General features: G+C 45.2%; 24 protein-coding genes. 11 read left to right on the forward strand and 13 right to left on the reverse strand.

Annotated elements, in window-relative coordinates; genetic code table 11:
- Positions 1-35 precede the first annotated feature (35 nt).
- Genes R8O10_RS17610 through R8O10_RS17620 form a run of 3 tightly spaced genes read left to right on the forward strand, consistent with a single transcriptional unit; the run spans position 36 to position 3,212 of the window.
- Positions 36-1,382, forward strand: coding sequence for a hypothetical protein (locus R8O10_RS17610; protein ID WP_206953049.1), 1,347 nt, complete (start codon positions 36-38; stop codon positions 1,380-1,382).
- Entirely contained in the window at positions 1,383-2,405 is a 1,023-nt protein-coding gene (locus tag R8O10_RS17615) for a sensor histidine kinase (RefSeq protein WP_017821053.1), read from the forward strand.
- A gap of 15 nt (positions 2,406-2,420) precedes the next feature.
- Positions 2,421-3,212, forward strand: a complete 792-nt coding sequence (locus R8O10_RS17620; RefSeq protein ID WP_047102486.1) for a LytR/AlgR family response regulator transcription factor — start codon at positions 2,421-2,423, stop codon at positions 3,210-3,212.
- A 140-nt stretch (positions 3,213-3,352) separates the two neighbouring features.
- Here R8O10_RS17620 and R8O10_RS17625 read toward each other — a convergent pair whose 3' ends face one another.
- From R8O10_RS17625 to R8O10_RS17640, 4 genes are all read right to left on the reverse strand, one after another.
- Positions 3,353-3,847, reverse strand: coding sequence for a peptidylprolyl isomerase (locus R8O10_RS17625; RefSeq protein WP_020195057.1), 495 nt, complete (start codon positions 3,845-3,847; stop codon positions 3,353-3,355).
- A 122-nt stretch (positions 3,848-3,969) separates the two neighbouring features.
- Positions 3,970-5,631, reverse strand: a complete 1,662-nt coding sequence (locus tag R8O10_RS17630) for a methyl-accepting chemotaxis protein (RefSeq protein ID WP_318191584.1) — start codon at positions 5,629-5,631, stop codon at positions 3,970-3,972.
- Between the two features lie 175 nt (positions 5,632-5,806).
- Positions 5,807-6,193, reverse strand: a complete 387-nt coding sequence (locus tag R8O10_RS17635) for a thiol-disulfide oxidoreductase DCC family protein (RefSeq protein WP_104980301.1) — start codon at positions 6,191-6,193, stop codon at positions 5,807-5,809.
- Positions 6,194-6,217: 24 nt separating this feature from the next.
- Positions 6,218-7,012 (reverse strand): DUF4344 domain-containing metallopeptidase, encoded by a 795-nt coding sequence (locus R8O10_RS17640; protein ID WP_025768728.1) that lies wholly within the window; start codon positions 7,010-7,012, stop codon positions 6,218-6,220.
- Between the two features lie 862 nt (positions 7,013-7,874).
- Between R8O10_RS17640 and gltS (R8O10_RS17645) the strand changes: the two genes are divergently transcribed.
- Positions 7,875-9,110 carry a sodium/glutamate symporter gene (gene gltS / locus R8O10_RS17645; RefSeq protein ID WP_005374448.1) on the forward strand — a complete coding sequence of 412 codons (1,236 nt, stop codon included), beginning with the start codon at positions 7,875-7,877 and terminating at the stop codon, positions 9,108-9,110.
- 99 nt (positions 9,111-9,209) lie between these two features.
- On the opposite strand, the gene R8O10_RS17650 is transcribed toward gltS (R8O10_RS17645), so the two are convergent.
- From R8O10_RS17650 to R8O10_RS17660, 3 genes are read right to left on the reverse strand one after another with little or no spacing between them, the layout of a single operon-like run.
- Positions 9,210-10,040, reverse strand: coding sequence for a hypothetical protein (locus R8O10_RS17650; RefSeq protein WP_318191585.1), 831 nt, complete (start codon positions 10,038-10,040; stop codon positions 9,210-9,212).
- Positions 10,040-10,897: an ABC transporter ATP-binding protein gene (locus tag R8O10_RS17655; protein WP_213970791.1), complete on the reverse strand. Its 858-nt coding sequence runs from the start codon at positions 10,895-10,897 to the stop codon at positions 10,040-10,042. Before R8O10_RS17655 ends, R8O10_RS17650 begins: the two co-directional genes overlap by 1 nt.
- Entirely contained in the window at positions 10,894-11,265 is a 372-nt protein-coding gene (locus tag R8O10_RS17660) for a GntR family transcriptional regulator (RefSeq protein WP_005374444.1), read from the reverse strand. The genes R8O10_RS17655 and R8O10_RS17660 overlap by 4 nt, the downstream gene beginning before the upstream one ends.
- A gap of 413 nt (positions 11,266-11,678) precedes the next feature.
- On the opposite strand from R8O10_RS17660, the gene gltS (R8O10_RS17665) reads away from it, so the two are divergent.
- A complete protein-coding gene (gltS, locus tag R8O10_RS17665) occupies positions 11,679-12,905 on the forward strand; it encodes a sodium/glutamate symporter (protein ID WP_137282915.1) in 1,227 nt (408 codons plus the stop codon).
- Between the two features lie 154 nt (positions 12,906-13,059).
- Positions 13,060-13,926, forward strand: coding sequence for a hypothetical protein (locus R8O10_RS17670; protein ID WP_005374442.1), 867 nt, complete (start codon positions 13,060-13,062; stop codon positions 13,924-13,926).
- 90 nt (positions 13,927-14,016) lie between these two features.
- Here R8O10_RS17670 and nagB read toward each other — a convergent pair whose 3' ends face one another.
- Positions 14,017-14,817: a glucosamine-6-phosphate deaminase gene (nagB, locus tag R8O10_RS17675; protein ID WP_005374441.1), complete on the reverse strand. Its 801-nt coding sequence runs from the start codon at positions 14,815-14,817 to the stop codon at positions 14,017-14,019.
- Between the two features lie 374 nt (positions 14,818-15,191).
- Here nagB and R8O10_RS17680 point away from each other — a divergent pair, with 374 nt between their 5' ends.
- Positions 15,192-15,443: a DUF3081 domain-containing protein gene (locus R8O10_RS17680; protein ID WP_005374440.1), complete on the forward strand. Its 252-nt coding sequence runs from the start codon at positions 15,192-15,194 to the stop codon at positions 15,441-15,443.
- Between the two features lie 147 nt (positions 15,444-15,590).
- Here R8O10_RS17680 and R8O10_RS17685 read toward each other — a convergent pair whose 3' ends face one another.
- A complete protein-coding gene (locus tag R8O10_RS17685) occupies positions 15,591-15,944 on the reverse strand; it encodes a DUF413 domain-containing protein (RefSeq protein ID WP_005374439.1) in 354 nt (117 codons plus the stop codon).
- A gap of 149 nt (positions 15,945-16,093) precedes the next feature.
- On the opposite strand from R8O10_RS17685, the gene R8O10_RS17690 reads away from it, so the two are divergent.
- Complete coding sequence (locus R8O10_RS17690; RefSeq protein WP_005374436.1) at positions 16,094-16,987, forward strand: LysR family transcriptional regulator; 894 nt, start codon at positions 16,094-16,096, stop codon at positions 16,985-16,987.
- An 81-nt stretch (positions 16,988-17,068) separates the two neighbouring features.
- On the opposite strand, the gene R8O10_RS17695 is transcribed toward R8O10_RS17690, so the two are convergent.
- The 3 genes from R8O10_RS17695 to R8O10_RS17705 form a co-directional block, all read right to left on the reverse strand.
- Entirely contained in the window at positions 17,069-17,764 is a 696-nt protein-coding gene (locus R8O10_RS17695; RefSeq protein WP_005383228.1) for a pirin family protein, read from the reverse strand.
- A gap of 9 nt (positions 17,765-17,773) precedes the next feature.
- The gene (locus R8O10_RS17700) at positions 17,774-18,217 is read right to left on the reverse strand and encodes a DoxX family protein (RefSeq protein WP_005374434.1); all 444 of its coding nucleotides are present in this window, start codon (positions 18,215-18,217) and stop codon (positions 17,774-17,776) included.
- Positions 18,218-18,544: 327 nt separating this feature from the next.
- Positions 18,545-18,748: a hypothetical protein gene (locus tag R8O10_RS17705; RefSeq protein ID WP_017633816.1), complete on the reverse strand. Its 204-nt coding sequence runs from the start codon at positions 18,746-18,748 to the stop codon at positions 18,545-18,547.
- A 194-nt stretch (positions 18,749-18,942) separates the two neighbouring features.
- Here R8O10_RS17705 and R8O10_RS17710 point away from each other — a divergent pair, with 194 nt between their 5' ends.
- The 3 genes from R8O10_RS17710 (at position 18,943) to R8O10_RS17720 (ending at position 21,708) form a co-directional block, all read left to right on the forward strand.
- Positions 18,943-20,310 carry an AlkA N-terminal domain-containing protein gene (locus R8O10_RS17710; RefSeq protein ID WP_053350107.1) on the forward strand — a complete coding sequence of 456 codons (1,368 nt, stop codon included), beginning with the start codon at positions 18,943-18,945 and terminating at the stop codon, positions 20,308-20,310.
- On the forward strand, positions 20,307-20,789 hold the full coding sequence (locus tag R8O10_RS17715) for a methylated-DNA--[protein]-cysteine S-methyltransferase (RefSeq protein WP_053809746.1): 483 nt from the start codon (positions 20,307-20,309) through the stop codon (positions 20,787-20,789). Before R8O10_RS17710 ends, R8O10_RS17715 begins: the two co-directional genes overlap by 4 nt.
- Before the next feature lie 100 nt (positions 20,790-20,889).
- Positions 20,890-21,708 (forward strand): hypothetical protein, encoded by an 819-nt coding sequence (locus R8O10_RS17720; protein ID WP_258676295.1) that lies wholly within the window; start codon positions 20,890-20,892, stop codon positions 21,706-21,708.
- Between the two features lie 72 nt (positions 21,709-21,780).
- On the opposite strand, the gene R8O10_RS17725 is transcribed toward R8O10_RS17720, so the two are convergent.
- The gene (locus R8O10_RS17725; protein ID WP_005374427.1) at positions 21,781-22,389 is read right to left on the reverse strand and encodes a YitT family protein; all 609 of its coding nucleotides are present in this window, start codon (positions 22,387-22,389) and stop codon (positions 21,781-21,783) included.
- Between the last annotated feature and the right edge of the window lie 156 nt (positions 22,390-22,545).

Below are 22,545 nucleotides of genomic sequence, written 5' to 3' on the forward strand. Positions count from 1 at the left end.
GTAAATAGAACCATAAAAACGAGCAAGGAAGTCACATGAAACCGCACCAGCCTAACCTTAACAAAAGCACCAGTTTGTTGATTGCTGCGTCGTTGTGTGTGGGCACAGCAGCCCCAGTTTTTGCCAATGATGAGCTGAGTTTTGAGTGGGATTGGGCTGTCAGTTACGAAACGGCCAAGCAACGGGATAGCGCATTTATGCTGGCGCAGAGCAGTTCTCGTGATTCACTTAATGCACTGTTGGATGTGCAGGTGAATTATCACAACTTCAGTGGTTTGTTCGCTCTGTATAGCCAAGGTTTGTACCTCAATCAACAAGGAGAGAGTGATTGGTGGAGTGAAGCTGATAACCAACTGTTGATTAGAGAGCTGGCTTGGCTAGGGGAGTGGCAAGTTGGTGATACCACTCTTGATGTGAGTTTGGGTAAGTTACGCGTGGATTGGGGCGTGGGTTATGGCTACCGACCTTTGGATCTGTTTAAGCCTTATCGACAAAATCCTGTTGGCTTAGTAGCAGAAGAAGGTGCGGGTGTGTTTTCACTCTCACACTACGATATGGCCGGCGAGTGGACGGTGATTGCAACTGATTCAAGTTGGGGGCAACAAGACCAAAGTGCACTGGATCAAGCCGCAGAGCAGCAAGGTGTTGGTATTCGTCGTTATGCGCTGGTGGGTGATACCGAGTATCAACTTATTGGTTATTACGATGATGTGCGCCGAGGTTTACTCGGAGCCAGTGCCATTGCGGTGTGGGATGAATCCATCGCCATGCACGGTTCCATGCTGTGGCAAAAGCAAAGTGTTGGCTATCAGTTTCAGCAGGATGATCTTTACCGACCCGTTTCAGTTGAGGCGCAGGGCAGTGCATTCCAAGCCTTGATTGGATTGAACTGGGCAAACCAAGCCGGACACAACGTGATTGCTGAATATTGGTACGACAGCCGAGCATGGTCGAAAAGCGAATGGCAACAAGCAATAGAGCGTGGCGAATTACTCTCTCAGATCCCTGAACCTAACAACTCTCTGTTGGCTAGCAGCGCTCTACTTGCGACAAGCTACGCCCAAGGGTTTCAGCATGCCAATATCGTTCAGCATAACGTAATGCTGCACTGGAGTTGGGATGTGGAAGCGTGGGCTGCATGGAACGGCAAAGCAGATATGGGCTGGCTAATTGATGTAACCCCCACGTTGGATGTGATGTTGTCGCCACAAGATGGCGGTGTGATTGTCACGCAGTGGCTTAACTACCAATGGATTGATACTGGCGATCAAAGTGTAGAAGTGGAAGTTGCCGCACGCTTTTTAACCGGAGACGACCAATCTGCTTACGCACAAATCAATGATAAGCATATGATTGTATTTAATATCAAAGGGAAATTCTAAATGTGTTCAGCAAAATCAGTGGTAAAAAGTGGATGGCCGCGTAGCTTATTAGTGACCACGGCATTTTGTCTCTTTATCGCAGCAATGACGCTCTCGGTTTGGGGCGGTCCATTTTACATTCATGTGGCGGTTAGCTTTGGATTTGGCTATTCGGCTATCTTCTTCTCATGGTTGATTGACCGTTTGTTTCCAACCATCCCGCGTATGATAGAAGTGGTGTGTTCGCTTGTTGCCTGTTTATTGTTTGGGGTGATTAATGCGCAATTTTGGCTCGGAGAGTATTTTGGTATCTCCGATATGATCCCTGTTGGCTTAATGGGATTACTGTTTAGCGGTATGTGTTATTTCTATTTTTACTCGCGTGAGAAAGAGGCGGTTGCTCAACGAGAGTTGGAAGCCATCAAGCGCGAGAAAGCAGAGCAAGATCGTGCGCTGTTGCTGAGTCAGCTTAAGCAGATGCAAAGCCAGATTGAACCGCATTTCTTATTCAATACCTTGGCAAATATCAGTGCGCTCATGTCGCAAGATGTCGATAAAGCCAAGCTAATGCTAGAACAGTTAACCGCGCTGCTGCGTGCGACGCTCAAAAGCTCACGCGAAGAACACACCACCATAGACAATGAAACGGCGTTACTTGAGGCTTACTTAGGCATCCAACAAACTCGTTTGGGTGATCGACTCAGTTACAAGATTGAGGTGGAAGAAGGGCTAGGCAGAACCGAATTACCGCCGATGATGCTCCAACCTTTAATCGAAAACGCCATCATCCATGGTATTGAGCCGAAGCGAGAAGGCGGCGAAATCAGTTTGCTCATCAAGCGTGAACGACAGAACTTGAAGATTGAAGTCAGAGACACGGGTGTTGGCTTGAATCATGTTAGTGGGCACATGGGCTCTGGCGTCGGTTTAAGTAACCTCAAGCAGCGAGTTGAAGCTTTGTTCGCAGGGCAAGGAGAGGTTTCTATCAGTGAGTCTGCTCAGGGTGGTGTTTGTGTTCGCCTGAGTTGGCCAATGGAATCGTAATCAAGGAAGAAAGGAATGAATACAGGGTTTACTGCCATTATTGCTGATGATGAACCGCTATTGAGGCATCATCTTGATAAAAGCCTAGCTGAAGTGTGGCCAGAGCTAGAGGTGATAGCCAAAGTCGCCGATGGTGAACAAGCGTTGCAAGCCATTGAGCAAAGCCAACCTGATATTGCGTTTCTCGATATTCGTATGCCAGTTTTGGATGGCATGACATTGGCGCAAAAACTCAATCAACTCGCCAATCCACCTTTGATTGTGTTTGTTACTGCGTACGATGATTACGCCATCAAAGCCTTTGAACAAAATGCCGCCGATTATTTGCTTAAGCCTATCTCGGATGAGCGCCTCCTGACGACGTGTGAAAGAGTGAAAGCACGCCTTGCTAAGCGAGAGCAACAAAGCAGTAATGTGCAGATGAGCAGCCTGTTAGAACAGTTGCAGCAATTATCCGCGCCACAAACGCCGCAATATCTTCAGTGGATCAAAGCGACGCAAGGGGAAGATATTCATCTGATTGCTACGTCTGATGTATTGTATTTCAAAGCGGAAGAAAAATACGTTTCTGTGTATGCCCAACAAGGACAAGGCAAAGTGCAGGAGTATTTGATTCGCACCTCGTTGAAAGAGTTGATAGGGCAGCTTAACCCAGAACAGTTCTGGCAAGTACACCGTTCAAGCGTTGTGCAAGTGTGCAAAATTAGCAAAGTAAACAAAGACTTTGCTGGAAGAATGTTTGTTCACGTTGGAGAAACTAAGCTCGCTGTGAGCCGTGCATCTCAAAGTTTGTTCAAAGGGATGTAATCGCTAGAACTGCTCACTCTTTACACTGTAAACTCGCTGCTCATTTGTTTCAGCAACAAAAACAAAAAGCGCCTAAGTCATCTGACATTAGGCGCTTTTTTCGTTTTATAGCGACGATTTCTCCGAAGAGGCGAATGGGCTTATTCGCTGATCGTCACTTTCTCAATAATGATTGGATCGCATGGCACATCATCGTGACCAAGTTTAGAGGTCGTTTTCACTTTCGCGATGCGGTTTACGACATCCATACCCGCGGTCACTTTACCAAACACGGCGTAGCCCCAGCCTAGGTTGGTAGTAGCGGTGTGGTCTAGGAAATCATTGTCTTCCAAGTTAATGAAGAACTGTGCCGTTGCAGAGTGCGGTGCATCGGTACGCGCCATTGCGATAGTGCCAACAAGGTTCTTTAGACCACGGTTTGCTTCGTTCGCGATAGGGGCGCGTGTTGGCTTTTCTGCCATGTCTTCGGTGTGACCGCCACCTTGGATCATAAAGCCGTCGATAACGCGGTGGAAAATGGTGCCGTTGTAGAAGCCATCTTCACAGTATTTTTTGAAGTTCTTTGAGCTAACTGGTGCTCGTTCTAGGTTCAGTTCAATCTCGATGTCACCGAAATTGGTGGTCATAATAATCATCTGGTTTTGCCCTTGTGGGTGCTTAGTTTGCGGCATTATAGCTAAGTCGTATGAGGATAGCAGAAATAAAAACAGCGACGTTTTGGCGTCGCTGTTTGAATGGTGAGTGGGTGAGGAAAGCGTTAAACCGTAAAGCGACCGACCAAGTCGTACAGCTCGTTAGCTTTGTGGTTTAGGTTGCCACTACCTGCGCGGTTTTGATTCGCAAGGTGCGCCGATTGGCTGCTTTGTTGAGAGATCACTTCAATACGTTGTGAAATCTCTTGCCCAACTTGGCTTTGCTCTTCAGTTGCCGTTGCGATAAGCGTGTTCATGTCCATGATGTTAGCAATTGCGGCTTGGATTTCTTGCAGTGCGGCAGAGGCTGCTCGTGCTTCCTCAACCGTTGCTTCACCACGCGCTTGGCTTGAGCCCATGGCTTTCACTGCCGCATCCGAGCCAGACTTCAATTGCTCAATCATTTGGTGAATTTCGCCTGTGCTGTCTTGAGTGCGACTCGCCAGTTTACGAACCTCATCGGCAACGACTGCGAAGCCGCGACCTTGTTCGCCTGCACGGGCTGCTTCAATGGCTGCGTTCAGTGCCAATAGGTTAGTTTGCTCGGCTATATCCTGAATCACTTCCAGAGAAGAAGAAATGTTTTTTACGTCGCTCTCTAAACGAGAAATCACCGTGCTGGCTTCCGACACCTCTAGCGCGAGTGCTTCGACAGAGTTCGCTGCTGAATCAACAATGTGTTTTGCTTGTTGTGAGTTTTCATCGGCGTCTCTGGCTGATTGCGCTGCTTGGTTAGCGTTGTTTGAAATCTCGTGCGCCGTTGCTGTCATCTCGGTCATTGCCGCAGCGACTTGTTCGGTCTCTTCACGTTGACCAGAAGCTAATTCATCCACTTGCGATGCACGCTGTGACATCTCGTTGGTCTCTGAAACCACTTCTTGTCCTACGTGGCTAACGCTCTTAATGATGCCTTGCAGGCTTTCAACGAAGATATTGAAGTTACGGCTAAGTTGGGTGAACTCCGGCACGCTCGATTCTTCCATGCGCGCGGTTAAATCTGCATCGCCTTGCGCGAAAGAGTGAATTGAAGCATCAAACTGCTCAATAGGCTTCATGATGCTGCGGTTAACAAACACGGCAAAGACTGCAACTATCGCTGTAATCGAGGCACAAAACAGGGCTATCGCAGTTAGTGTGGTGTTGAGATCTTCGTGTGCGGCTTTTTCCATGTCTGCCACAATGGCGTCGATATCGTCCGTGTAGAAACCCGTTCCCAACATCAAGTCCCATTCAGGAATAAAGACTGAGTAGCTCAGTTTCGGTAGTGCTTCGCTCTGACCGAGTTTCGGGAAGTAATAAGTCGTGAACTCACCAGTTTTGGCATTTTTTAGCAAATCCTGAATCAGGTAATTGCCTTTCTTGTCCTGCAAGTTATAGAAGTTTTCCCCGATGCCTTTGGTGTTTTTACCCACCACGACGCGAACGCCTTTTGAATCGTAACCGAAGATGTAGCCGGATTGACCAAACTCCAACTGTTTCAAGATCGGCAGTGCTTCTTCAAGTGGGGCATTTTGAACGAGCAGTGGCTCGACAGCGGAGCGCGCCATTTGGACGTAGTTTTTGAGCTCGGCTTTTTTCATCTCCATCATTTGACTTCGAGTCTGCTCAATCTCGTGTTCGTTGTAGGCTGTGGTTTGTAGATAGGTGAACCACATCATGCCTATTGCCATGGTTAGAATTGGAATTATTGAAAGGATATATAGTCGTTTTCTGATCGTCAGATTCATAGAGACGTCCTTCTCTCGGCGCAGCGTTACAAGTGACAAGCTGAATAAGCTTGCCTGATAAAAGTGTTAATACTTATTGTTGTAATGCTTAGAGATTAACCGAGTTACTCAATCAGAAGTACTGGAAATTTGTAAATCTAGACGAAGGTCGTAGCATTTTTAAGCGGGATCACAATTAACGTGAACACGACCCACTATTGCAACGAGAAGTCCCCGTTAACCAATATGAGACGCGATACCTATTCTTTGCGAATTTCAGGTAAAGCCAGTCAGCAACAGGTTTAACGAGGCGCCAACGCAGTGGAGCGTAGAGCCAACCGCGACCAACTAATTGCCACGCACGATGAGTCACGTCCAACCCAAGCAGAAGCTCCCCCTTTTCGTTGAGGGCGTGCAAAATGGTGTCGGCTTGTTCAGGATCGATCTGAGGATAATCTGCGAATGCATCACTATAGATATCGACGGTTTTGATTTGCTGCTTGGCATCGCGTTGTTTTAGCGCCTTCATCTCTTTGGCACAAAGCGGGCAGGTTCCGTCATAAAATATGGTGAGTTTTGTCATTGCGGTTTTCTTGTTTGAGATTTTCTAATCGCTTTTACGTGGCGAATTTTCTTTTGGTTCATTGTTTTGCAAGTAATGCAGCCAATTGTCGCGAATGTTGCCGTAATTGAATTGGCAGAACTCTTTGCGATCACGCAGGTAGTCTTTTTCTACTTCATCGAGTAAGGCTTTGTATTGCTCAGGATCACTACCGTACACCAGACATAACGTTGAAAAGTAACGCTGCAAATCAAAGCTGTGTTCGTCAATGTACTCGCCAAAATCGTAGTAGTCCGGTCTGTCGTCGGATTCGAATGCGAACATGTCGGCGGCGCTAATGGCCATATCTGCGCCATCTTCTAGGAAGTCAATCATTAAAATAGTGGCAAAATTATCGACCGCATCTTCTTCTTTTCCGAGAACAGGGATGCTTTGATCTTCGATGTAAGCATGTCCAGCTTCATGAAGTAAAGTGTGCAATAACGTATCTAGCGCCCCTGTTTTTGGGGATTTTCCGAAGCGTTCTTCATACTGATTATTGGAGAAGTAATTGAGCGACTCCAAATAAAAAGTGTAAGGAACGTATATTGTGTGTGTATCAGGATCATACATTGGACCATCTTCTCCGCCGTAAACCAGCGTGAGAGCTTTATCAAATGGAAAGTAGGCCTGAGACAGCTCAACAAAGATGGTGTTTACATCGCTGCTTTGAATAGATTGTTGGGCGATTTTTTCATGAGTTGTCTCTATGGGAGAATATTGAATACGAATGTTTTCAGCTGCTGTAGCTGATGAGACGACGCTGAGTAATAGCGCAGGGCAAAGAGAATGAATGTTCATGTGGGACTCTTGTTATTGAATAACTTGTATAAAAAATTATACATGTTTTTGTCTGATGCATAGTTGGGGTTGTACTCATCAGCCAAAGTCGGGGCATCGGTCTCGAAAAGCAATCATGATAACATCGCATATTTCGGCGGCTTGGTTCTCTAGGGCGTTTATCAAGACCTCTTGGATAAGAACGGCGGTGAAGTTATTGGCTATGCATCGTTTTCTAAGAAGCTTACTGAGTAACTGTGCTTCGATCTTTATCTGTGAAAATGATAATAGGCAGTTAATCATTGCAAGGTTTAACCATGGAGTTGGTGAATGTCACTGAATTGAAGAAAATTATCAGCGATATGTTATAATCCTGCTCCGTTGTGACGAAAACGTTTGTTGCAGCTTGAGAGTTTCCTTGGATTCGGCTCGTTTATACACCATGAGCCAGAGTTGAAAAGCTACGACAGGAACAGGCAAACCCAATTGTTTTGAACGCGCTCTCGGCGTTTAGCGGTTACAACGGGAAGGAACTTTGTTTGATAGTAATTGACACATTCTGTTTAAGTAAGGGAGCCCGAAGTGGTTCAGAAAGTGTCACCCAGAATTTACTCACAACACAACACCCCAAGCGATAACGCACAGGTATTGCGAGGGGCCATTTGAAGGAGCTGTATCAGCTCCTTTCACATTTAAGGGCTTGCTAACAGCGTAAAAACTGACACATCGCTTAAGGAGCGCCCCTTAAACTAGCCTAAGGCGCATCTACACCAACTTTTTGAGTATTTTCGAAACAATAAAGCGAGAAAATTTGCTATTGAACGAAGGTTAAACTAACACTCATTCATTACGGAGAATGAAGAGAACAATAATAAGAGGCGATATGAATCATTTAATATCTGTAGGTGCACTGGAGTCCTTCTTGGTCGCAATCAGTGTGCTTTTCCTGGGGCATTTTATTAATGCTAAGCTACCGATTTTAAAGAAATTCAACATACCTGAGCCGATTGTAGGTGGTCTTATTGTGGCCTGCATGATTACTGCTCTTCATTTCAACGGCATCGACTTAGAGTTCGACTTGCCATTACAAAATACGTTTATGTTAATGTTTTTTGCGACAGTTGGTTTGGCCGCAAATTACACTCAGTTGATGAAAGGAGGTGCGAAGGTTTTTATCTTCTTAGCTGTCGCATCGTTTTACATCATCATACAAAACGGCGTTGGCGTTTCACTTGCGGCGGCGCTCGGTTTAGATCCTTTGATGGGGTTAATTGCTGGCTCGATTACTCTGTCAGGTGGTCATGGTACAGGTGCTGCGTGGTCACAAACCTTTCAAGACGTGTATGGATTGGATAACGTCTTAGAAATTGCAATGGCATCAGCGACTTTTGGTTTGATCATCGGCGGTATCATTGGTAGCCCTGTAGCGCAGCGTCTGGTGGAAAAAAACAGCATAGAGTCTGAGTATGGTCGTGGTGGTCGAGATGCCAAAACTCACGAGAAATTCCCGGAGTTGGTGACTTACAATGAATACGAAGAAGATAAAGTAACGGCGAAAAAAGTGGTGGAGAAACTCTTCTTCCTACTGATCTGTGTTACTGGGGCCAAGTATGTCGAGCAATGGGTAAGCACGTATGAAATCTCATGGCTGATGATTCCAGACTTCGTATATGCGCTATTCATTGGTGTGATCATTACGAATTTCTTGGAAGTGACCAAGATTCGTAAGTTAGATGCCGAAACGGTCGATATGTTAGGTACGGTATCGCTATCTCTGTTCTTAGCGATGGCTCTGATGAGCTTGAAGTTATGGAATATCTTCGATCTAGCGATTCCATTCTTGGTTATTTTAGCTGTGCAGTCTGTCGTCTTAGCAATCTTTACGTACTATGTTACGTTCAAAGTGATGGGAAGCAACTACGATGCTGCGGTTATTGCAGGGGGGCACTGCGGTTTTGGCTTGGGTGCAACCCCAACAGCCGTAATGAACATGGGTTCAATCGTTAACCGATTTGGCCCGTCGCCACAAGCATTTATGGTGGTGCCAATTGTGGGCGCTTTCTTTATCGACATCGTCAACTTAATTATCTTGCAAGGCTACATTTCATTCCTTGGTTAAAGTTAAGTGGATGAGCTCCTAGAGGCGAAATAAAACGGTCACAACACTGGTTGTGACCGTTTTTTTATGACTTGGTTTGGTCGTTTATCGGACGAAGCATTATTGGATAGTTCGGCTGAACTTGAGGCTAGCTGTCCAACCAAGAATACCAATGAAGGCGTAAATGCCGACGTTTAACCAACCCGCTTGAGGAATGACATTGAATGGGTTTGGTGTAATAATGGCGTGCAGCGGAAGGTAAAGCACTTCGGAGAAAAACTGATCTAGTCCGTAGAAACCAAAAAGTGCGATAGGCATCCAACGCAGCGCATAAATGGCGATAAACAAAATGACCAGTGGTGAGTTCACTTTTTGTGAAATAGCCATCGCAGTTAATGCCAGCGGTAACAGCAGAATACCGGCGAACAACATTCTGATTAAAAACTCTCCCCAATGCAGCAGCACGTAACCTAACGAGGCTTGGCGGTACAATAAAGCCAATTGGTGATCAGTAGAGATGTTCAGCAACCACAACATTAAATTTGCAGCGAGTACGAGCACCGAGCAGACGAGCGGAATCACCAATAAGCCAAATCCTAGCTTCACTAAATGGGTTTTTATGTCACTGACAGGCATACTGCGCCAAAACATAATGCTGCCTTCCGCCCGTTCTTTGCGTAGCGTTCTTGGGAAGTACTGAACGGCTAACAAGATAGACAGCAGCCCTGCTCCTCCGGTAATCAACATATTGACATCATCACCAAGCTCTTTGTGAATGTCACTGACATCGCCACCAAAGCTCATTTGGAAAAACATATTGTGTTGTAGAGTGTCGTTACTCATCAAACTCACAAAGAGAATAACTCCACACGCCAACACAAACAGTGGAATACGTAAAACAAGAGGGTTTTCTAACCACTCTTTTTGCAACATCGCGACAACTGAACGCATTACTCTGCCTCCTTCTGCAATGCTAAAAATAGATCCGCTAACTTCACCCCATGGATGGAACCCATTGTTTCTGCTTGTTGGGCATACTGGGCTTTGAGTAACCATTTCGTTGAACCGAGGCCTTTTTGTGACGAGAGTGGGTTCATCGCTTCAATTTGTGTGCGGTGCTCGTCGTTGGCTTCAAGAATGAAATAGTCTTCACTGATACTGTCCATCGAGGTTTGCAGAACGGGGCGACCATGCTTAAGAATCAGAACATCTGTCAGCAAGTGCTCAATCTCTGATACTTCATGACTGGCGATGATCAACACGCGCTCGCCGTCGTGAAACCATTCCAATAAGTGACGATAAAACGTCTCGCGATACACGAGATCTAACCCGAGTGTCGGTTCATCCAATATGAGGATTTGGGTGTTGGTCGCGATCACAATCGCGAGGTGTAATTGCACCTTCATCCCTTTGGATAAAGATTTGATACGCGCACGAGGTTTGATGTCCGTTTGACGAAGCAGTGTATCTGCTTGGGCGCGATTGAACCCTGGGTGCACACCCTCGGTATAGTGAAGCAGTTGAGCAACGGTCATCCAATCTGGCAGAACGTTGACATCCGAGATGTAGGATAAGCTCTGCATTATCTTGTCGCGTTGCATAATGGGTTCAAATCCGTTGATACGAATAGTGCCCTGATATTCATGTGCACCGAGTAGGGCATTAATAAGCGTTGATTTACCTGCGCCATTATGGCCGAGTAAGCCAAGTACTTGTCCTGCATGTAGGTCGAAACTCACTTCATGCAGTGCTTCTCCTTGTTGCTGATATTGCTTGGAGACGTTGTTTACACTGACTAATGCGCTCATTGGTCACCTTTCAAGTGTGGTTTTAGTTGTTGAATGAATTCGTCGAGTGACATATCCAGACGCTGTATTGTGTCGGCTATCTGTGGAATTTGTTGCTGAAGAAAACGTGCCTTCTCGTCTGCGAGTAATTTGAGCTTTGCTCCTGAAGCGACAAACATACCTTGACCGCGTTTTTTCTCCACTAGCCCGTCATCAACAAGCAATTGATAGCCTTTCATAACGGTGAGGTGGTTAATTTTCATATCTGCAGAGATGCTACGGACGGAGGGCAGAGCATCGCCTTCTTGCCAGACACCTTGCAGTATTTGCTGCGTGATCTGGTCTGCCAACTGTCGAAATATCGGTTGGCGATCATGCCAATTAGTCATGAGTGAATCTCTTGGTTGAGATGGTGTTATATATATGTATAACACCTAGTGCATTAGAGAGAAAGTAATTATTTAAAACCTAGTGTATCCGCCTGTCTCATTCGCTCTAAATATCCACCTATGTGGTCGTTGTTTTGAGGTTTTGTTTAATATGGAAATTAAACGCTTCTCATAAGTTGAGAAGTGTTGTTTTTCTCTTCCCATCAATACATTTATCGCCTGTTCTAAATGAATATTCTCATTAAATGATAATTAGCATAATTTTAGGTCTGCCTATTTCTTACTTGATGAGAATTGATGGTCAAAGAGGCCTAGAAAACAAAAGTTTCGAGAGGCAATCTGACTGGCTTAGGCACCTATCTCACGTTGAGCGCGTGCTCAATGAATGAGAAAGAGTAGAGTAAAGAGGTCTCATGAATCAGGTAATATCTATCGGCCCACAGGAGTCGTTCCTCGTCGCAATTTGCGTGTTGTTTTTAGGGCAGTTCATCAACACCAAGTTACCAACCTTAAAAAAATTTAATATTCCAGAGCCAATTGTTGGTGGTCTAGTGGTCGCTTGCGTCATCACGACGATGCACTTAAACGGTGTGGATGTTTCCTTTGATTTACCACTGCAAAACGTCTTTATGCTGATGTTTTTTGCAACCGTTGGCTTAGCGGCAAATTACACCCAACTGATTAAAGGCGGTGCGAAGGTTTTCATCTTCCTAGTTGTGGCATCGGTCTACATTCTTATCCAAAATGCGGTCGGCGTGTCCTTAGCAACAGCGTTGGGGTTAGATCCACTCATGGGGTTGATCGCCGGATCCATTACGCTTTCTGGCGGACATGGAACGGGAGCTGCGTGGTCGCAAACTTTTCAAGAAATGTATGGTTTGCATAATGTTCTAGAGGTGGCAATGGCTTCTGCTACATTTGGCTTGGTGATGGGCGGGATTATTGGCAGCCCTGTTGCACAAAAGCTACTAAACAAACACAACTTGGAATCGGAATACGGACGCACCAATCAAAGTCATCAGAGTTTCCCTGAACTGGTGACGTACAACGAACATGAGGAAGATCGTGTCACAGCGAAAAGAGTCGTTGAAAGCTTGTCCATCATTCTACTTTGCGTGACAGGCGCGAAGTATCTGGAAAGTTGGGTAAGCAGTTTTGACATCAAGTGGTTAATGATTCCCGATTTTGTTTATGCGCTGTTTATTGGTGTTGTTATCACTAACATCATGGAAGTGACGAAGGCGCGCAAGGTTGATTTAGAAACCGTTGATATTCTTGGCACAGTTGCACTATCTCTATTTCTTGCCATGGCCTTGATGAGTTTGAAATTGTGGAATATTTTCGATCTTGCGATCCCATTCCTTATTATTCTTGCTATTCAGTCGGCAGTGTTGGCGATGTTCACTTACTACGTAACATTCCGCATGATGGGAGGCAACTACGATGCGGCGGTGATCGCTAGCGGACACTGCGGTTTTGGGTTAGGTGCTACACCGACTGCAGTCATGAATATGGGCTCCATCGTGAGTCAATATGGTCCATCACCACAAGCATTTATGGTGGTTCCAATTGTCGGTGCATTCTTCATCGACATTGTGAATTTAGTGATTTTGCAAGGATGTATCGCTTTTATTAGATAACATTCGCTTCTTTACCGAAATAACAAAGCCAGCACCTATACGCTGGCTTTGCTATTTGTAACACGAAATCTTGTTTGCCTGACTTCAAGCCGTGAAATCAATGCGTTACTATGACGACATAGTGTTCAATTTTGCAGCAGCATGAGGTACCCACATGTCTGAAAAAATATCGACGTCGGCATTAGCGAAAATGCGCAAGGTAGAAGCTAAGCTGCTGTTTGCCGATCTCAAACGTGCAGGCTACATCGTTCGCCAAGATGAAAAGTGGATTTTGACCGAAGAAGGGGCAAAGTTTGGCGGTGAGTATGTGGATCACCCTAAATTTGGCCAGTTCATCGTCTGGCCGACCAACTTACATATTGAGCTGACTCCCAGCTCAGGGAAAACATTGAGCGCGACACAACTGGGTGAAAAGCTGAAATTGAATGCGAAGCGCATGAACCAGCTTTTGAGTGAACTGGGTTGGTTGACCAAATCCGAAGAGGGATGGAGTGTCACAGAAGCTGGTGTGCGCGCTGGTGGGCAGCAAAGAACCGATAAAGAAACACAAAATACCTTTGTCGTATGGCACGATGTGGTGCTGCGTAACAAGCGTCTTAAGCAGTCTGTCATTGAGTTTTTAGGGCAAGACGCGGAGTCACATTCTACGGATAAATCGTACTCAAGCTTTCGCCAAAAATTTGAAGCCAAGCACCGAACATTAGATGGGCATTACGTACGCTCTAAGGGTGAGTTGCTCATTGACAACTGGCTGTACTTGGCTGGTGTAGTGCACGCTTATGAGCGTCAGCTGCCGATTGACCAAGATGTCACTAGCGATTTTTACTTGCCAGGTGGCAAAGTCTATTTGCAATTTTGGGGAAGTGACGATGGGGAGATGGCTCAGGCCGACCGTGAGACCATTCGTACTGTTTATGAGCAGCATCATTTCAACCTTATCGAAGTCGAACCAAGTGAACTAGACAAGTTGGATGAAGTGCTTCCTAAGCGTCTTCGTCAGTTTGGTATTAAAGCTTATTGACGACTTAAGCCCGCTGTTCAGATAAGAAAAAACCCGTGTTCAACACGGGTTTTGTATTTTTAGTGTATTTCTAGGCTGCAATCCTATGGGTTAAAAGCCTTTGATGTTTTCTGCTTCTAGCTCAGAGAAGTACTTCACTGTCTTCACTTTCAGTTCTTGTTGAGCTGGTTCGTCGCATACGATCACCGCTTTAGGGTGAAGCTGAAGAGCAGAAACTGTCCATAGATGGTTTACACAACCTTCCACGGCTGCTTCAAGTGCCTGAGCTTTGTTATGACCAGTGACCAAGATCATCACTTCTTCTGAGTCTAGAAGCGTACCAACACCGATAGTCAGCGCGTATTTAGGCACTTGGTTGATATCGCCGTCAAAGAAGCGAGAGTTCGCAATGCGAGTGTCTTCAGTGAGGGTCTTGATGCGAGTACGAGAAGAAAGAGATGACGCTGGCTCGTTGAACGCGATGTGACCGTCGTTACCCACGCCGCCCATGAACAGGTTGATCTTGCCGTAAGACTTAATTTTGTCTTCGTAACGCTTACATTCTGCGTCGTGATCGTCTGTGTTACCGTTCAGTAGGTTGATATTTTCTTCTTGAATATCAATGTGATTAAAGAAGTTGTTGTACATGAACGAGCGGTAAGATTCTGGGTGATCCGCAGGGATGCCAATGTACTCATCCATGTTAAAAGTCACGACGTTTTTGAAGCTGACTTCGCCGGCTTGGTAAAGCTCGATTAGGGCTTTGTAGGTTGCTAGAGGAGTGCCACCAGTTGGTAGACCCAGAACGAATGGACGCTCAGCAGTAGGTTTAAAGTCGTTGATACGCTTAGCGATATGCGCAGCTGCCCACTTACCTACTTGTGCTGCTCGAGTTAACGGGATAAGTCTCATTTTGTGCCCCTAGTTATTGGAATTGACGATGTACTGAAACATTAATTCGCATTATAAAATAAGTAATGGCGAACTGCTATTGTTTTAGGTCAAAATTTTGCTTTTTCTTTAACCAATGTTGGTTTTGTCGACGATTTTTATATCTAAATGCTTTTATAAGACGATTTTTTACAAAGAAATTGCATTATGAAACTGACGAATAAATAGATAAAATTTATGATCTAAATTAAGTTCTGCCTTCGCACTTAACCTTGTTTTTTAACAACCTACAGAGTGCGAAATCGCACACGAACTTCAAATATTATGGGTTAGATATGGCATGGCGCTCATTCTTTAACCATAATTGAAATGTGTAAACCAGTGAGGAATTCGGTATGAAAAATGAGTTAGATCCGAGCAAAGTACTACAGGCTTACGAATGTGTGATGAACAACGGTACACCAACCGAATTTGGTAAAATGTATGAAGGTGTAGAAGCGTTTTCTGACTACGATGGGTACAACGTTTTCTTGAGAGGGAATGGTGTTGAGCTAAAAATTGGCTTCCACAACACCTATCACTTGGAATATGACCAAGAGCATTTGAAAGAGAGCTTTCTGAAAAAGATTGCGACGCTCGCCAAGTAAACGGTCATCACCCAAATATTAAAAAAGCCCTTGGGAGAATGCCCCCTTGGGCTTTAGGAGAAGAAATGAGCTTGTCTTGCTCGCTCAGTAAAGTCAAACGAGCTTTCGCCTACTGCTAGAAAAAGGCGAGAACTAGGTTATTGGTTATTAATCGTCTTCAACCAAACTCTCTTCAATGTATTCTTCTGTGGCGTCAGGCTTGTTACGACCATTTAGCGTATGGAAGCGCTTGCGACCACGAGCAAGTTGGGTGTACTTTAGCCACGTACGCTCAAGTTTTGTTTTTGCTTTGCCCGGGTTTTCTAACACCTTGATGAAGTGTTTCTCTTCGCTGTTTTCAGGTGTTAATTCGCCTGACTCTAAGCCAAGCATTGTATCCCCATAAATTGTTAGGATTTCCTCTTCTGAAAGAGTAAAATCGCCAGACTTTGCAAAGCCGCGTGGGAATTTTACGTTATCGTAAAAACGTTTTTTGCCATGACGGAATTCAGTGTCAGACATGTCAACAGCCTCTGTAACCGTTATTGATGAATGTAGTGAACTTACGGCGAAAATTAGGCTTAAATCTAACAAAAGAAAAACAAAACTTTTTTGTCGTCATGATTTTAATTAGTTGTTAATCTGGTTTTATATTAACCAGGAGATGGTTTATGGATGTAAAAGTCTTTCGAACATTTTTAGAGCTGGCAAGAGTTCGTCACTTCGGACGTGCTGCTGAGAACCTTTATATTACCCAAGCCGCTGTGAGCGCACGTATCAAACAATTGGAAAGTTACTTCGATACGCAATTGTTTATTCGTGATCGAAATAACATAAAGTTGACCTCTGCAGGTGAGCGCTTAATCAGCTATGCCGAGGTAATGGTCACTACATTGCAACAAGCGAAGCTAGAATTATCGCTTGAAGATGGCAAAGCGCTGCAACTAACGTTAGGTGGCACGCCAAACATTTGGGACGCTTATTTACAGAATTGTTTAAGTGTCGTCACAGATTCGTTTGGTGGTTATGGCTTCATGGCAGAAGTGATGGGACGTGAGATGCTCAGTCGTAGCTTGCTAGAGCGCACGTTAGATATGGCATTTGCGTTCGATCAGATCAAAGCTGATGAGCTTAACTGTAAAAAAGTGGCAGATGTTGTTCTCGTTCTGGTATCAACTGAGAAAGATTCTTTAGACACCGTTTTCGAAAACAAATATGTGTACGTTGACTGGGGGACGCGTTTCTCCTCGGAGCATTCTGAACGTCACCCTAAGATTCCGGCTCCATATTTACGCACTTCAACAGCGCGTATCGCATTGGACTTTATTTTAGAGAAGGGTGGAGCCGCGTACTTACCAATCTCTCTCGTGGAGCCATTTATCGCTAATGGGCAGCTTCACAAGGTGTCTGGAGTAGAAGATTGGTGTCGCCCTATCTATTTGAGCTATCGTAAAGCTAGCTCGTCTGTAGACGCGATTAAGCAAGTGGAAGAAATTGTCAAAGAGATCGATCCACTGACCGCTTACAGTTTTCAGCAAATTGGTTCTGGCACTTCCGACGAATAGCGTTGAATGAAAAGTCAGAAAAACGAAAAAGCCGCCTTGAGAAATCAAGGCGGCTTTGTTTTTATCTCGATGAATCGATAGTTATGGTAAGTCAAACAACAGGGCTGTTGTGCTTTCGTTTGATGTATTGCGCAAAACAACCTTACTTTGGTGTTCAATCTTCGCGCCGTCGCCAGCCGTCAAAGTGGTATTGTCGACACTAAGGCTGCCTGTCACTTGATGGATGAATAGATTTCGGCCCGACTCAATCTCAAAGTTTAGTTCGCTACTTGGCTCAAGAATTAACTGATGCAAAGTCGCATCTTGCTTAATAAGTAGCGTGCCGTTTTCTCCAGTTGGAGTTGCGATAGTCGTTAACCCAGGATTGCGACCAAAATCTTTTTGCTGATAACCTGGTTTGGTTCCAAATGTGTTTGGTTGAATCCAAATCTGTAGAAACCGCAGCGTATCTTGGTTCGACGCATTGTACTCACTGTGGTAAATCCCTTTCCCTGCCGACATGAGTTGGAATTCACCTGCAGGTAGTGTTTTGACGTTACCTTCACTGTCTTTGTGTGCGATAACACCTTCCAACACATAGCTGATGATCTCCATATCACGGTGGCCATGTGTATCAAAACCCGCGCCAGGCTTGACTACATCGTCATTAATGACTCTCAGCTCAGAAAAGCCCATATGTTGAGGATCGTAGTAGCTACCAAAAGAAAACGTATGTTTGCTATCAAGCCAGCCAAAGTTTGCTCGACCTCGGTCTGCTGCATGTCTTACCGTAATCATAAGGCCTCCTTAAGAGAGCTTTTTGTTTAAAAAGTTATCTAACGCTGCTTTACCTGCGCCAGAGAACGCCAGAGAAACGCTCGCTGCCAGTAATGCCAAGCCAAACTCGTAACCGTTGTTTGCCATGAACAGGCCATTCTCAAAGTGGACAGAGAATATCGCTACCACCATCGTGAACGCCAAAGCAACCGCTGCTGGTCGAGTTAGCAGACCAAGTAAAATGAACAAGCCGCCAAAGAACTCTGCGCTGCCCGCAAGTAACGCCATGAGTACGCCAGGACCTAAACCGATAGATGCCATCCACTGACCTGTGCCTTCTAGGCCGTAGCCACCAAACCAGCCAAATAGTTTTTGTGCGCCGTGCGCCATAAAGATAATGCCGATTGGAACGCGAAGTGATAGTGCGCTGTAACCTGCGTTTGATGTGGTAATTTTCTGTAATAGTGCTTTCATGATTCTGTCCTCTGACTCTTTTCAATGAGTGGGAAGCGTGTGCTCCCGTGCTGTTGAGAACAGTTTAGGTAGAGGCGAACATAAAAATAACGGGAGGATTTTGATAAACTCGTTCTAAAAAATTGAATGATTGGTTTTTATTTATTTAAATCAATGTCTTGATTTTTATATTCGGGTGTTTATTTGCCGATTATTGTCTGTTTTAAATCAAGGTCTGTCATTATTTTCGATAAACATTTTTGCTGTTAAACAAAAAAAAAGAGCACATGTACTGTGCTCTATTGCTTTCGCTTTTAACAAGGGAGAAAGGTGTGTTAAAGAAAACCGTCAGAGGTTCATTAAGCTCTCTAATGACTCCTCTACATTGTTGTAGTGATAAGTTCGAATATTACGTCCATCCGTCGCATTAATCTGAATTTCTGAGATCTCGTTATCTGAGTCTCGTTCGATAATTCCAATAGAATGATCTACGGATTTACTGGTAATAACCTTTTGGTTTCTTAATACAATTACGCAAGTATGTAAGTCCATGCCAATTCCCTTTAGCCGACGTTGTTGTGATGTTCTGGATCTAACTTTAGTGTACAAAAGCGCTAATGCCAATAAATCTCAATATTGAGTTCCGAAAATGGCTAATTGTGGGCGCTTAAGCAAGCTACAATAACACTATATTGAACGATGCCTATGAACAATAAATGACAAAAGGCATGAGCAAGGAAAGCACTATGTTTATTCACCCCCATACTTCACTGACCTTCGAGCAGTGTCACAAGGCGCGAGTCGCGCGAGACAGTCGTTTTGATGGGCGATTTTATGTGGCGGTAAAAACAACGGGAATCTTTTGTCGTCCGATTTGCCCGGCAAATTTGCCTAAAGAAGAAAATGTTGAGTATTTCGCTGATAAGACGCAAGCCCTTCAAGCAGGGTACCGTCCGTGTTTACGCTGTCGACCTGATAGCGCGCCTGGATCTTGGGCATGGAAAGGTGTCGAGACGACCTTTCAACGAGCGATTTCGTTAATTGATAGAGGGGAGTTGCATCACCATTCGGTGTCTGAGTTGGCTGAGCGTGTTGGGATTTCTGACCGTTACTTACGTATGTTGTTTGAGCAGTATCTAGGTATGTCACCCAAGCAGTATGCGCAATATCAGCAACTAATGTTCGCCAAACAGTTGCTTCACTCCAGCTCTATGTCGGTCACCGACGTGGGGTTTGCGTCAGGTTTTAACAGTACGCGCCGCTTTAACGATGCTTTTCAAAAGTTTCTCAAACTAACGCCTTCTCAAGTACGCCGTAAAGAGTTTGATGGTGCGGGTTGCAATCGAATTGCCTTACCTTATCGAGGTGAGTTGAATTGGTCGCACATGTTGGACTTCTATCGTTTGCGAGCGGTTGAGGGGGTTGAGCTGGTGAGTGATGAGAGTTATCAGCGCAACGTTTTTTTGGATGACAGCAAAGCCTGGTTTAAAGCGACAAAAGGTGAAGGATACTTAGAACTGGCGTTTGAAATTGAAGACGTAACGAAGCTGCAAAACTTGGTGTCTGACATTCGTCGTATGTTCGATCTTGACGCTGATATTTGTACTGTTGAGCAGCATTTGGAGTATGTCGCGCCTGGGCTCGTGTCGAGTAAAGGTATTCGTATTCCTGGTGTATGGAATGCATGGGAAGCAGGGGTTAGAGCGATTTTAGGCCAGCAGGTGTCGGTTAAAGCTGCGATTGGTCAACTTAACTTATTGGTGGCCACACTTAGCGGAGAGTCAGAAAAACGTTTTTTCCCGACTCCCAGTGATATTGCAAACGCCGACGTGAGCTTTTTGCGCATGCCGCAAAGCCGTAAAGAGACGCTAGTGCGCTTCGCCCAGTTTATGCAGGACAACTCAGAAGCTGACCCCCAGCAGTGGCTAACTTTGAAAGGCATTGGACCTTGGACCGTCAGTTATGCTCAACTGCGAGGGCAATCTCAACCCGATTGCTTTTTAGATAAAGACTTAGTGGTGAAAAAGGCGATGCAGCGTTACCCATCACTGAATACGCACACTGCGGCCCCTTGGGGAAGCTACGCGACGTTTCACTTATGGAATCAATCATGAAAACATTTTATACCGAAATGCCGAGTCCACTAGGAACGGTGACTATCCAATCGAACGCTGAGGGCTTACTTGGCATTTGGTTTGAAACATGCACCACTAAGCCGAGTGAGCTGGGGGGGCGAGACGAGCAGCATCCGGTTTTGCGCCAAGCTGTCACCCAACTGGATGAATACTTTGCTGGTCTGCGCAACGAATTCGACTTGCCCCTTGCTGCGACAGGCACTGATTTTCAAAATCAAGTTTGGCAGGCACTAACGACCATTCCATATGGGGAAACGTGGAGCTATCAAGATCTTGCGAATGCGATAGGTAACCCTAAAGCTGTGCGTGCTGTTGGGTTAGCAAATGGGAAGAATCCGATTTCTATCGTGGTACCCTGTCATCGCGTTATTGGCAAAAGCGGAAAACTGACTGGATATGCAGGTGGAGTGGAGCGCAAGCAACGTTTGCTCGCGCTGGAGCAAGGTACACCGCTTTAAGTGAGGCGATTCTCATATTGGGATTAAGCGTGCTACACAGGGGTAACGATAGTGTAGAGTTTCATAATCGTTATACGAATAGAAAAAGGACAATAAGGACATGCCTTTCAAAACGGATTTTGATGCCTTCATGAGTGAATGTTGGCAGCATCACGAAGAAAATCCCGAACAAGTTTATGCTCAGCTAGAAACGGCTCTGAGCGAGGTGGAAGACGTTACCCAAATCGAGCGAATATTCGCATTGATGCTGCATACCGCTATTGGGCATCTCCAGTGCCCAGAACAGTTTCTTACTTGCTTAGATCACTTTGATGAACGCAAGGTTGCCGAGAGTTTGGCATTTCAACGCAGTATTGCCGTTGCGCGCTATTTCGTAGATGGCACTGACAATATGGAATTATTGGAAGAGCAAGAACAACGCCGAGTTTACGCTTTGATTTCGAATGAACTTTCTGCACTTGTTCAGCTTGAACTGGCGAGTCAATGGTTGGTGAAGGCAGCGTTAGGAATGACGCCGAACGATGCAGAAGGGCCATTAGCGCGCGCTATCGCGATCACTGCGAACAACTTAGCATGTCAGTACGAAGCGCTGGCTGAGCGCACGTGCATGGAAAAATCGAAGATGTTAGAAGCAGCGACACTCGCGCTAGACTATTGGAAAGTGGCAGGGGGGTGGATGCAAGAAGAGCGCGCAGAGTATCGCTTAGCGATGAGCTTGCTTAAAGCGGATAAACCGCAAGAAGCCAAAGTGCATGCTGAGCGCTGTGAGGCTATTTGTCAGCAAAATGGTAGCGACGCGTTTGAGCTGTTCCACGCACATGACTTGTTGATGCAAGTACACTTCCATCTTAGCCAGAAATATAAAGCTAAATTGGATGAAGAGATGCAGCAGCACTGCAAAACGAGCTCGTTGACGTGATCTTAGCGTTGAATGAAAAAAGCCCCGAGCGACTGGCTGGGGGCTTTAAGGTTGTTGACTATGCAGCGATGATTATGCTGCTTGCGCTTTTGCTTGGTATCGTCCTGGTTTATGGTTCATCGCCAAAATCAAGTTCGTTGCGATGGCACCTAGAACAGATAGAGCGATAAGGTGCACATCTACAATGAACAGTGACATCACCACGATGGCACAATCTAACGCCATTTGAACTTTACCCGCTCGAACTCCAAAACGTTCCTGAAGGTACAGCGCTAGAATGTTAAAGCCACCCAAACTCATTTTGTGACGGAAAATTACCAACATACCGATTCCAATCAGTCCACCACCCAAAAGTGCCGCATAGAAAGGTTCGATTCGTGAAATCTCAATCACATGATGCAGATGATCGACCGCAAAAGAGACAATCGAAACCGCAATAAAGGTATTGATAGTGAAGCGCCAACCCATGCGCATCACAGATAAAATATAAAAAGGGAGGTTAAGAGCGAAAAATATCTGACCAAAACTGAAGTCACTCACTTTGGTTAGGAAGATCGCCAAACCAGCCGTACCGCCAGTGAGCAATCCTACTTTGCTAAAAAATATCACCCCAAGTGACACCAACGCACTGCCGAGCGTCAGAGCCAAGAGGTTCTCTCTTAGGCTATGATCTTTGTCCATAAATTAATTTCCTTGGTTTAAAAACCGCGCCGGAGATAACACGTCTCACGGACGCGATAGACAGTCGCCAAAATAGCAACTAACAAATCGGCCAATAAAATGTCGCGAAAAGTGATGGATGTCGAGTTTTTGGACGAGATTATGATGATATTAACC

Source organism: Vibrio sp. 1727 (assembly GCF_033344415.1).
GTDB classification, from domain to species: Bacteria; Pseudomonadota; Gammaproteobacteria; order Enterobacterales; family Vibrionaceae; genus Vibrio; species Vibrio alginolyticus.